The following is an 11,173-nucleotide window of genomic DNA, read 5'->3' on the forward strand; positions in this document are numbered from 1 at the left end:
CGCGGGCACACTAGATACATGGATGCTCTATTCGGCCCGGCCACAGCCGCCTGGTTCGAGGGCGCCTTTCATCGGCCGACCGATGCCCAGACTGGCGCCTGGCAGGCGATCGGCAAGGGCGAACATACGCTGGTGGTCGCTCCCACCGGGTCGGGCAAGACACTGGCCGCGTTCCTTTCGGCCATCGACCGGCTCGCCGCGCTGCCCGTACCCGACGATCCCAGGCGCCGTTGCCGGGCGCTGTACGTCAGCCCGCTCAAGGCGCTCGCCGCGGATGTCGAACGCAACCTCCGCTCACCCCTCGTCGGCATCTCCCAAGCCGCTCGGCGGCTGGATCTTGCCGAGCCCGACATCAGGGTCGCGACCCGTTCGGGAGACACCTCCCCGGAGGATCGGCGCGCGTTCGCACGGCACGGCGCCGACATCCTCATCACCACGCCTGAGTCGCTGTTCCTGCTGCTCACGTCCGCTGCCCGTGAGGCGCTGGCCGGCGTCGAGACGGTGATCATCGACGAGGTGCACGCGGTTGCCGCGACGAAGCGAGGCGCGCACCTGGCGGTCACGCTGGAGCGACTGGACGCGCTGCTCGATCGGCCGGCGCAACGAATCGGACTCTCCGCGACAGTCCGGCCGATCGACGAGGTCGCCACGTTCCTCGCCGGCGGCAGGCCCGTCACGATCGTGGCACCTAAGACGGTCAAGCGACTCGACCTTTCCGTCGTCGTGCCCGTCGAGGATCTCGGCCAACTGGGCGACGGCCAGCCCGACCCGGCCGAGGACCCGCAGCGTCGGTCCTCGATCTGGCCACATGTCGAAGAGCGGGTGCTCGACCTGATCGACTCCCACCACTCCACCATCGTGTTCGCCAACTCCCGCCGGCTGGCCGAGCGATTGACGGCCCGGCTGAACGATCTCGCGGCCGAACGGGACCCGGACCGCGTGCCGAACATCCGGGCCCACCATGGCTCGGTGTCGCGCGAGCAGCGCCAGATCGTCGAAGAAGAGCTGAAGAGCGGTGCAATTCCCGCCGTCGTAGCGACGTCGTCCCTGGAACTGGGCATCGACATGGGCGCCGTCGACCTGGTGGTTCAGGTGGAATCGCCGCCGTCCGTGGCCGCGGGGATGCAGCGGCTGGGCCGTGCCGGGCACCAGGTCGGGGCGGAGTCGCGAGGCGTCATCTTTCCCAAATACCGCGGTGATCTGCTGGAGTGCGCGGTCGTCGCCGAACGCATCCGCGGCGGCCAGATCGAGTCGTTGCGCTACCCCCGCAACCCACTCGACGTCCTTGCCCAGCACATCGTCGCCATGGTTGCCCTGGACACGGTGACCGTCGACGAGGTCGAGCAGCTCGTACGCCGCAGCGCCTCGTTCGCGACCCTTCCCCGCTCGGCCCTCGAGGCGGTGCTGGACATGCTGGCCGGACGGTATCCCTCAGATGCCTTCGCCGAGCTCCGGCCCAGGCTGGTGTGGGATCGGGTGACGGGAGCCCTCACCGGACGGGCCGGTGCCCAACGCCTGGCGGTGACCTCCGGCGGCACCATCCCCGACCGCGGGCTGTTCGGAGTCTTCCTCGCCTCGGCGGACGGGCCGGGCCGGCGGGTCGGCGAGCTCGACGAGGAGATGGTCTACGAGTCCAGGGTCGGCGAGGTGTTCCTGCTGGGCTCTTCCTCGTGGCGGATCGAGGACATCACCCACGACCGGGTGCTGGTCAGCCCCGCACCGGGTCAGGCCGGCAAGATGCCGTTCTGGAAAGGGGATTCGCTCGGCCGGCCGGTGGAGCTCGGGCGGGCCCTGGGCGCCTTCGTACGTGAGCTCGGCAGCGCCGCCCCGGACCAGGCGATCGACCGTGCCCGTGCCGCCGGGCTGGACGAGTGGGCCGCCGGCAATCTGGTCGGTTACCTCGCCGAACAACGGGCCGCGACGGGGCACCTGCCGACCGACCGGACCATCGTGGTCGAGCGGTTCCGCGACGAGCTCGGTGACTGGCGGCTGGTCGTGCACTCCCCCTTCGGCGCGCCGGTGAACGCGCCGTGGGCGCTGGCGATCTCAGCCTCTTTGCGTGAGCGGCACGGTCTCGACGTGCAGTCGATGCATTCCGACGACGGCATCGTGCTGCGGCTGCCCGACACCACCGCCGAGCCGCCCGGCGCGGAACTCACGGCGTTCGACCCGAGCGAGATCACATCGCTGGTCACCGCCGAGGTGACCAACTCCGCGGTGTTCGCCTCCCGTTTCCGGGAGTGCGCGGCGAGGTCCCTGCTGCTGCCCAAACGCGACCCGCGCCGGCGCGCGCCGCTCTGGCAACAGCGCCAGCGGGCCAATGCACTGATGCAGGTCGCGCGTGACTACGGCCAGTTCCCGGTCGTCCTCGAGGCCATGCGGGAGTGCTTGCAGGACGTCTATGACCTGCCCGGCCTGACCGAGCTGATGCGCCAGATCGAGTCTCGCCAGATCCGGGTCGTCGAGGTCGAGACGTCCACCCCCTCGCCGTTCTCCCAGTCGCTGCTGTTCAGCTACGTCGGAATGTTCCTGTACGACACCGACGCCCCGCTGGCCGAGCGCCGGGCGCAGGCGCTGACGCTGGACACCTCGCTACTCGCCGAGCTGATGGGCTCGCCGGATCTGCGGGATCTGTTGGACGAGACTGCCATCGCCGAGTCCATTGCCGACGCCCAGCGCCTCAGCGAGACCAGGCGGGTCAGCGGCCCCGACCAGACGCACGACCTGCTGCGCGAGGTCGGTGACCTCACCACGGACGAGGCGATCGCCCGGGGCGCCACACCGGCCGACCTCGATCAGCTCAGGGCCGCCCGCCGGATCATCGAGGTGCGCATCGCCGGTGAAGCCCGGTGGATCACCATCGAAGACGCGGGCCGGGTCCGAGACGCGCTTGGAGTGGCCCTGCCCGTCGGAATCCCCGAGGCGTTCACCGAACTGGTGGCCGACCCGCTCGGTGATCTGCTGTCGCGGTACGCGCGGACCCACGGCCCGTTCGTCGTAGCCGAGCCCGCGGCCCGACTCGGCCTGGGCGCGGCCGTAGTCCAGGCCGGCTACGAGCGGCTCGTCGCGACCGGCCAGGTCATGGCCGGTGAGTTCAGCCCGGGACAGGCGGGTCGCCAGTTCTGTGGCGCCACGATGTTGCGCACCATTCGGCGCCGTTCGCTGGCCGCGCTGCGCCGCGAGGTCGAGCCGGCCCCGCAGGCCGTCCTGGCCCAGTTCCTGCCGGAATGGCAGGGTGTGGGCGGCGGCCGCCGCAGCCGGGGCATCGACGGCCTCGCCCGGGCGGTCGAACAGCTCGCCGGAGTCGCGGTACCAGCCAGTGCGCTGGAAAGCCTGGTGCTGCCCGCACGAGTGGCCGACTACTCCCCCGCGATGCTCGATGAGCTGACCAGTTCCGGTGAGGTGCTGTGGTCAGGCGCCGGTTCGCTGGCCGGAAACGACGGCTGGATCGCCCTGGCACCGGCCGACGTCGCCGCCGAGCTGCTGCCTCCCGTGGTTGACATCGAACTCACCGAGCTGCACAAGTCGATCCTGGCGGCCCTGGAGGGTGACCAGGCGCTGTTCCTTCGGGCCCTGGTCGACCGGGTCCGCGCCGAGCTGCCGGCGGGCGTGGCGGCTTCCGCTGCAGCCGGCCAGCCTTCGGCGACGAGCTCGTCGCCGATCCGGTCGACCGCGGCGATCCGCTCGACTACAGCGATCCGCTCGACGGCGGCAATCTACACGACGGAGACCTCCAGGACAGCAAGCCTCACAGTGGATAACGCCGATGGCCAGGGCCGGACCTCGGAGGCCGACATCGCCCGAGCCATCTGGGACCTGGTGTTCTGTGGCGCGGTCACCAACGACACGCTGGCTCCGGTGCGAGCCCGGCTGAGTGGCGGCAAGACCGCGCACAACCGGCGGCCGGCGGCGCCCCGGTCCCGGTACGGCCGGCTGGGCCGACCCGGGCCAGGGCCGGTCCCGGAGAGCCGGCCACCGTCGTCGGCGCTGCCCGGCCGGTGGTCGCGGCTGCCGGAGCGGTCCCTCGATGAGACCCGGCGCGCCGTGATGCGCACGGATGTGCTGCTCGACCGCTACGGAATCCTGACGCGTGGCGAGGTCGCGGCCGAAGGTGTGGTCGGCGGGTTCTCCGCCGTGTACCCGGTGCTGCGCCAAGCCGAGGACGCCGGCCGCTACCGGCGGGGGTACTTCGTGGAGGGGCTGGGCGCGGCTCAGTTCGGGCTGACCGGGGCGATCGACCGGCTGCGCGGCCTGGTCGCGGCCCACGAGCGGCGCTCCGGTCCCCCCGGCGAGGCGATCGTCCTGGCCGCGACCGATCCCGCCAATCCGTACGGCGCCGCCCTGGACTGGCCGGAGCGGGTCCACCAGCCCGAGTTGGACGCCGGCAAGCGGGGGCACCAGCCGGCCCGCAAGGCCGGTGCCCTTGTGGTCCTGGTCGACGGCGACTGCGCGCTGTACGTCGAACGCGGCGCCAAGACCCTGTTGTCCTTCACCACCGACGCCTCGATCCTCAGCATGGCGGCCGAGGCCCTGGCGATGAGCGCCCGGGCCGGCGCGCTGGGCAGGCTGCACGTCGAATCCGACAACGGCGATCCGATCACCGGGTCCCCGCTGGGGGAGGCGCTGCAGGCCGCGGGCTTCCGGCCGTCGCCCCGAGGTCTGAGAATGCGGGCCTGACCCGTGCCCGAGGGCGATACCGTTTTTGTCACCTGCCGGCGGCTGCACTCCGCGCTTGCCGGACGTGCCGTCACCACGTTCGATCTGCGCGTGCCGACGCTGGCCCTCGCGGATCGGGTCGGCACCACCGTCCTGGACGTGACCCCGCGCGGCAAACACGTGCTGATGCGCTTCTCCGACGGCAGCACGCTGCACAGCCACCTCAGGATGGACGGCGGTTGGCGGGTCGGTCCGGCACGCAGCCGTCCGAAGGGCAGGGACTTCGAGATCCGCGCGCTGGTCGGCAACGCTCAATGGCTCGCCGCGGGATTCCGGTTGCATGACCTGAAACTGGTGCAGACCTCAGCCGAGGACGAGCTCGTCGGTCACCTCGGACCCGACCTCGTCACGCCCGACTTCGACCGCGCCGAGGCGCTGCGCCGATTCGCGGAGCGGCCGGATGCGCCCATCGGCGAGGCCCTGCTCGACCAGCGGCTCGCGGCCGGAATCGGCAACGTCTACAAGAGCGAGGTGCTGTTCCTGAACAAGATCAACCCGTACCTGCCGGTCGGCGAGGTGCCCGACCTGGGGACGGTGCTGGACGATTCAGCCAGGCTGCTGCGCGGCAACCTCGGCGATTACAACCGCTCCACCACCGGTTGGCGTCAGCCGGGTCAGCAATACTGGGTGTACGGCCGGCGCGGCAAGGGCTGCCGACGGTGTGGCACGCCGATCGTGCAGGTGGAGCAGGGCCGCGATCCCGCCACCGAGCGGATCACCTTCTATTGCCCGAGCTGCCAACCGCCGAGCTGACCGTGCGACCCACTGAGTGAGCTGGGGCTAGTCCTGGGTCTCGGCCCGCTGGGCGGCCGACTGGCTCTGACCCGGCGCCGTGCCGTGGTTCTCGATGGCCGGCTGTGACTCCGCCTGTACCGCGCCGGCGTTTCCCGACGCCGATCCGCCCGCCAGCGAGGCCCGGATCTCTTCCAGCCGCGCCTGTCCGGCCATGTTGGTCGTGGCCTTCTTGACCTCCAGCATCCGGCCCTGCACCGAGTTGGTCGCCAGATCGGCCTGGCCCAGCGCGTTGGCGTACCGGCGCTCGATCTTGTCCCGGACATCCTCCAGCGAGGGGGTGTTCGAGGGTGCCGCGAGCTCGCTCATGGAGTTCAGCGACGCCGACACCTGCTCCTGCATCTTGGCCTGCTCCAGCTGGCTGAGCAGTTTCGTCCGCTCGGAGAGCTTCTCCTGGAGCAGCATCGAGTTGTCCTGCACCGCCTGGCGCGCCTGCTGGGCAGCGCCCATCGACTGGTCGTGCAGCTGCTTCAGGTCGGCCGCCGAGGACTCCGCCGTGACCAGCTGGTTGGCCAGCACCCCCGCCGTCTGCTCGAACTCCGCCGCCTTGGCCTCGTCCCCACCGGCGCGAGCCCGGTCAGCGAGTACCAGCGCCTGCCGCGCCTGCGCCTGCAGGTCCTCGATCTGGGCGAGCTGGCGATCGAGCTTCAACTCGAGCTGATGCTGGTTGCCGATGACCGCTGCCGCCTGCTGGGAGAGCCGGGCGTGCTGGCGCTGGGCGTCCTGGATGGCCTGCTGAATCTGGATCTTCGGGTCGGCCTTCTCGTCGACCTTGGCGCCGAACCAGGCAGCCACGTAGTTCCAGGCTTTGGCGAAACCGTTTGCCATTGTCCTCTTCGACCTTCCAGTCAAGCCCGATGTCGATTGATCGTGCCTACCCAGTTTGCCTCATGAGGGCGGCGACGGTCCAAAGCCTACGGCTCAGGCTCAGCGGGTGGACGGCAACCCGGCCAGCAGGACCGCCACGTCACCGGCGATATCGCGGTCCTCAGCCGGGGCGATGACGAAGGACGAGAGCCAGCGCAGCACCGTCGGCGTACCGCCGCGACCGGCCTCGACGAGCATCCGCTCGACCGCCTCGGCGACCAGCGCCCAGCCAGGGGTGCGCACGTCCACCCGGGCGAGCGCGGCCAGCGTGGTCATGTCCTGGCCACCGAGCGCCTCGAGCAGCGGGTGCTCCGAAACAGCGGTCGCGGCCTTCGTCAGCGCCTCGTCGAGCTCCAGGCCGGCCAGCGAGCCCGCCAGGCCCCGCAGTTCGTCCATCAGCAGGGCCGTGAGCACGTCCTCACGGGTGCGGAAGTGGTTGTAGAGGGTGGCCTTGGCGACACCCGCGGTGGTCGCGACCTGGGCCATGGTGATCTTCCCGCCGTCGGCAGCGACCGCCTGGCGCGCTCCGTCGAGGATCGCGGTCCGGCTCCGGGCCATCGCATGAGCTGAGCGGGACGCACCCGCGACGGCGCGGGACGCGGCGACCCGCGAGACGGCCGATCGCGGCGGTGCGCCGAGCGGAGCGACTCCGGAGCCGGTAGTGGGGAACAGTGCGTCGGCCATGGGGTCCCGCCGGTGGGACGAGCTCTGGGATGCCATGTCTCGAAGTTAGGCGGATAGCAGCTCAGCCCGGGTAGGTCGACGCGCGACACGCCCAGGGTCTAGACCCGCGCCTGAGACTTCGCCAGGTCAGGCGGCGACGTTCGGCAGCGACCGGACCTTCGGGCCGTCTGAGCCGATCGTGGGGGCGAGCACCGGAGCGCCACGGCGCGATCCCAGCACGGTCGCGCGCTCAGCCATGAGCTCTTGACGGCGCAGCGTGTCGGAGACCGAGAGGAACACCTCGGACAGCGGCACGTCGAGCGCGTCGCAGATCGCGGCGAGCAACTCCGACGATGGCTCCTTGTGGCCACGCTCGATCTCTGACAGGTAACCAAGGCTCACCCGAGCCGCCGCCGACACCTCGCGCAACGTGCGGCGCTGCCGAAGGCGGACCGCACGGAGGGTCTCGCCAACCACATGGCGCAGAACTGCCATCTCGCGAACCCCTTCGTCAGTCGATCACGTGCCCGTCAAAGACAAACGGCGAGTGCTCGCCGTCTGACTCAATGCTAGTCCGCGCACCCGCGTCGGTGCTCGGCCAGTTCATTAGTTTGCTCAAAGCGAACGTCGCTAAAGTTCGCCGAGCTTCCGGCGCGGTCGAGAACCAAGCCGCCCAGAAGAGCAACTGCCTGTTCAACGGTTTCGGACCGGATGGTGTTCCGGTCGCCCGCGAGATTCAGCTCGGACACCGACTCGTGAAGCGCACCGTCGCGGGGGCCGACGATGCCGACGAACACGGTGCCCACGGAACGGCCGTCCTGCGGCTCGGGACCGGCCACACCGGTGACTCCGACGCCCCAGGTAGCGGACAGCCGCTCCCGGACGCCGCGGGCCAGTTCGATAGGCCACCTTCGGGTCCACCGCGCCGCACTCGGCGAGCAGGCTCTCGCTCACCCCGGCCAGCCGCGACTTGAGGTCGGTCGCGTACACGACCAGCCCGCCCCGGAACGACGCGCTGGCGCCGGGCGTCCGGGTCAGCTCGCCGGCAAGCAGGCCGCCGGTGAGCGACTCAGCGACGGCGACCGTCTGGTGCCTGGTCCACAGCGCGGCATGCAGCTCGGCCAACCGGTCACTCCACTGCTCGGGCGTCATGCGCGCACCACCTTGCGCATCTTCAGGGCGCGGGCGACGTAGTCCAGGCCGGTGATCACCGTGAGCAGCACCGCCACCACCATCACGCCGGTGGCGGCCGTGTGCCAGCCGCCCGAGAGCGGCAGCACCAGCAGTCCGATCGCCACCGCCTGCACCAGCGTCTTCACCTTGCCACCCCGGCTCGCCGGCATGACCCCGTGCCGGATCACCCAGAATCGCAGCAGGGTCACGCCCACCTCACGGACCACGATGACCACGGTCACGAACCACGACACCTCGCCCAGCATGGAGAGGCCGACCAGCGCCGTGCCGATCAGCGCCTTGTCGGCGATCGGGTCGGCCAGCTTGCCGAACTCGGTGATGAGCCCGTACTTGCGGGCCAGATCGCCGTCGATCCGGTCGGTGAGGCTGGCCACCGCGAAGATGACGCAGGCGATCACCTGCCAGCCCTCGGAACGGCCGCCCGAATGGAACAGCGCCGCGGCGAAGAAGGGCACCAGCACCAGCCGCAGCATGGTCAATCCGTTGGCGATGTTCCACGCTGACACGGTGGTCGCCGGAAGCGCCAGCGGGTCCGCCACCGGATCGACCCCAGTCATCGCACCGAGCCGGGCACCACGTCGGCGATCAGGTCAGCTCCTTCGCTGTCCACCACCACGGCGCTCACCAGCTGCCCGCGCCGCAGCCCGTCGGTGGCTCCGGTGAGCGTCACCGCGCCGTCCGTCTCAGGAGCTTGATGGGCGGCCCGTCCGGTCACCTCACCGTCCTCGATCAGCTCGACCAGAACCTCGACCGTCTCGCCGATCCGGTCCTCGGCACGCTGGTTGACGAGCTCGTCGGCGAGGGCGGCCACCCGCTCCACCCGCGACGCGATGACGTCGTCGGCCAGCTTGCCGTCGAACTGCTCGGCCTCGGTGCCGTCCTCGTCGGAGTAGCCGAACACACCCACGACATCGAGGCGGGCGAGGGTGAGAAAGCGCTCCAGCTCTGCGACGTCGTCCTCCGTCTCACCGGGAAAGCCGACGATGACGTTGCTGCGTGAGCCGGCCGCCGGCGCCAGTGCCCGCGCCTGGTCCAGCAGGCCGACGAAGGACTCGGTGGAACCGAAGCGCTTCATCCGGCGTAACACCGGGGTGGACGCATGCTGGAAGGACAGGTCGAAGTACGGCACCACGCCCGGTGTCGAGCCGAGAGCCTGCAGCAGGGACGGCCGCAGCTCAGCCGGTTGCAGGTAGGAGACCCGGACCCACTCGATGCCCGGAACGGCCGTCAGTCGAGGCAGCAACGACTCCAGCGCACGCAGGTCGCCGAGGTCCTTGCCGTAGGACGTCGAGTTCTCGCTCACCAGCACCAGTTCACGCACGCCATGGTCGGCCAGCCAGCTGGCCTCACCCAGGATGTCCTCCGGCGCCCGCGAGACGAACGCGCCACGGAAGGACGGGATGGCGCAGAACGTGCAGCGGCGGTCACAGCCGGACGCCAGTTTGAGATAGGCCACCGGCGAGTCGTCCAGCCGCTTGCGTGCCGTGGTCGGGCCCCACTGATGCCCCGGAACGGCTACCTCGGTCACCGCCCGGGGACGCTGCGCAGGGCTGATCGGCAACAGCGTGCGGCGATCCGCCGGGGTGTGCGGGGCGATCGCGCGCCCGGCGAGGACGTCGTCCAGGTGCTCGTCGATCCTCGCGTAGGAGTCGAAGCCGAGGATGGCGTCGGCCTCGGGCAGGGCGTCGGCGAGCTTCTCGCCATAACGCTCGGCCAGGCAGCCGACCGCGACCACCTTCTTGCCGCCTTCGGCAGCGGCGAGCAGGGTGTCGATCGAGTCCTTCTTCGCGGAGTCGATGAAACCGCAGGTGTTGACGACGACCACGTCGGCCAGCTCGGACTCGCTGAGCTGCCAGCCGCGGGCGGCCAGCGTTCCGGCCAGTTCCTCGGAGTCGACCTCGTTTCGGGCACAGCCGAGGGTGACGATGGCGACGCTGCTGGGTTGCACCCCGGGGGGCGGATGAGACACAAACACGAGGTTACCTGGGCTTGGCCGTGCCGCCGTCCGGCTACGGCACTCCGATCTCATCGCGAGCGCGGCTGCCGACAGACCGGCTGGCTGGGACCGGCCGGCTGGGACCGGCCGGCTGGGATCGGCTGGCTGGGACCGTGAAGATCGCCGCTGAGTATGGTGCGGTGATGCCCGACAGCAGCGTCCCCGTCGCCGAGCGAGTGCGGGTGCGACGCGCCCGCACCCTCGACATCCCGGCGGTCAAGGGCCTCATCGACACCTACACCGGGCAGCGGCTGCTGCTCGCCAAGGACACCGTCACGCTGTACGAGATGGTGCAGGAGTTCCTCGTCGCGGAGCTGGACGGGGAGGTGGTCGGCTGCGGCGCGCTGCACGTGCTGTGGCAGGACCTCGCCGAGATCCGCACGCTGGCCGTCGCCCCGCAGTGCCGTGGCCAGCGGATCGGTGACCAGCTGCTGTCCCAGCTCATCGCCACCGCCCGCGAGCTGGGCCTGGAGCGGCTGTTCGCGCTGACGTTCCAGACCCGGTTCTTCGCCCGGCACGGCTTCTGCGAGATCGAGGGGACGCCGGTCGAGCCCGAGGTCTACTCCCAGCTCCGGCGCTCCTACGACGCCGGGATCGCGGAGTTCCTGGACCTGGAATACGTCAAGCCGAACACGCTCGGCAACGCCCGGATGCTGCTGGTGCTCTGAGCGGCGACACGCCGCCGTCGGAACGCGACCGAGGACACCGGTGCCGCTACGGTGTGGCCCGGAGGTGTTGGTAGTGACCGAGATCCAGTTGACCCGCCCGCAGTCGGCACGGTGGACGGAGCCCGCGAAGGTACGGGCAAGCGTCGGCCGCCACGCCTGCACCCAGCGCGCCCGGCTCACCCTGCGCCGGGTCTGCTACCTGGCACGCCACCTCGCCCGCTGATCAGAACGGCTTGATCAGAACGGCTTGATCAGAACGGCTATCAGAACGGCGCGG

Annotated in this window: 9 protein-coding genes and 1 pseudogene; 4 read left to right on the plus strand and 6 right to left on the minus strand. The window is 70.5% G+C overall.

Annotated features, from left to right (window positions below; genetic code table 11):
- Positions 1–18 precede the first annotated feature (18 nt).
- Both RM423_RS06830 and RM423_RS06835 read left to right on the plus strand, forming a co-directional pair.
- Positions 19–4,677 (plus strand): ATP-dependent helicase, encoded by a 4,659-nt coding sequence (locus RM423_RS06830; protein WP_311422262.1) that lies wholly within the window; start codon positions 19–21, stop codon positions 4,675–4,677.
- 3 nt (positions 4,678–4,680) lie between these two features.
- The gene (locus tag RM423_RS06835) at positions 4,681–5,469 is read left to right on the plus strand and encodes a DNA-formamidopyrimidine glycosylase family protein (RefSeq protein ID WP_311422263.1); all 789 of its coding nucleotides are present in this window, start codon (positions 4,681–4,683) and stop codon (positions 5,467–5,469) included.
- Positions 5,470–5,496: 27 nt separating this feature from the next.
- On the opposite strand, the gene RM423_RS06840 is transcribed toward RM423_RS06835, so the two are convergent.
- The 6 genes and pseudogenes from RM423_RS06840 to rimO form a co-directional block, all read right to left on the minus strand.
- Positions 5,497–6,336, minus strand: coding sequence for a PspA/IM30 family protein (locus RM423_RS06840; protein WP_311422264.1), 840 nt, complete (start codon positions 6,334–6,336; stop codon positions 5,497–5,499).
- Between the two features lie 99 nt (positions 6,337–6,435).
- Positions 6,436–7,095, minus strand: coding sequence for a TetR/AcrR family transcriptional regulator (locus tag RM423_RS06845; protein ID WP_311422265.1), 660 nt, complete (start codon positions 7,093–7,095; stop codon positions 6,436–6,438).
- 90 nt (positions 7,096–7,185) lie between these two features.
- Positions 7,186–7,533 carry a helix-turn-helix domain-containing protein gene (locus tag RM423_RS06850; protein WP_311422266.1) on the minus strand — a complete coding sequence of 116 codons (348 nt, stop codon included), beginning with the start codon at positions 7,531–7,533 and terminating at the stop codon, positions 7,186–7,188.
- A 74-nt stretch (positions 7,534–7,607) separates the two neighbouring features.
- Positions 7,608–8,190: pseudogene (locus tag RM423_RS25455) on the minus strand (CinA family protein).
- On the minus strand, positions 8,187–8,789 hold the full coding sequence (gene pgsA / locus RM423_RS06860) for a CDP-diacylglycerol--glycerol-3-phosphate 3-phosphatidyltransferase (RefSeq protein ID WP_311422267.1): 603 nt from the start codon (positions 8,787–8,789) through the stop codon (positions 8,187–8,189). Before pgsA ends, RM423_RS25455 begins: the two are co-directional and overlap by 4 nt.
- Entirely contained in the window at positions 8,786–10,201 is a 1,416-nt protein-coding gene (rimO, locus tag RM423_RS06865) for a 30S ribosomal protein S12 methylthiotransferase RimO (protein ID WP_311422268.1), read from the minus strand. The genes pgsA and rimO overlap by 4 nt, the downstream gene beginning before the upstream one ends.
- A gap of 170 nt (positions 10,202–10,371) precedes the next feature.
- On the opposite strand from rimO, the gene RM423_RS06870 reads away from it, so the two are divergent.
- Together RM423_RS06870 and RM423_RS06875 are read left to right on the plus strand one after the other, a co-directional pair.
- Positions 10,372–10,896, plus strand: a complete 525-nt coding sequence (locus RM423_RS06870) for an amino-acid N-acetyltransferase (RefSeq protein ID WP_311422269.1) — start codon at positions 10,372–10,374, stop codon at positions 10,894–10,896.
- A 73-nt stretch (positions 10,897–10,969) separates the two neighbouring features.
- A complete protein-coding gene (locus RM423_RS06875) occupies positions 10,970–11,119 on the plus strand; it encodes a hypothetical protein (RefSeq protein ID WP_311422270.1) in 150 nt (49 codons plus the stop codon).
- Positions 11,120–11,173: the final 54 nt, after the last annotated feature.

Origin of the sequence: Jatrophihabitans lederbergiae (assembly GCF_031845305.1) — a bacterium.
Lineage (GTDB): Bacteria > Actinomycetota > Actinomycetes > Mycobacteriales > Jatrophihabitantaceae > Jatrophihabitans_A > Jatrophihabitans_A lederbergiae.

Excerpts from the sequence above, each read along its gene's own strand:
- RM423_RS06830 (WP_311422262.1), top strand. The coding sequence starts at position 19 with ATGGATGCTCTATTCGGCCCGGCCACAGCCGCCTGGTTCGAGGGCGCC.
- RM423_RS06840 (WP_311422264.1), bottom strand. The coding sequence starts at position 6,336 with ATGGCAAACGGTTTCGCCAAAGCCTGGAACTACGTGGCTGCCTGGTTC.
- RM423_RS06845 (WP_311422265.1), bottom strand. The coding sequence starts at position 7,095 with ATGGCATCCCAGAGCTCGTCCCACCGGCGGGACCCCATGGCCGACGCA.
- RM423_RS06850 (WP_311422266.1), bottom strand. The coding sequence starts at position 7,533 with ATGGCAGTTCTGCGCCATGTGGTTGGCGAGACCCTCCGTGCGGTCCGC.
- pgsA (WP_311422267.1), bottom strand. The coding sequence starts at position 8,789 with ATGACTGGGGTCGATCCGGTGGCGGACCCGCTGGCGCTTCCGGCGACC.
- RM423_RS06870 (WP_311422269.1), top strand. The coding sequence starts at position 10,372 with ATGCCCGACAGCAGCGTCCCCGTCGCCGAGCGAGTGCGGGTGCGACGC.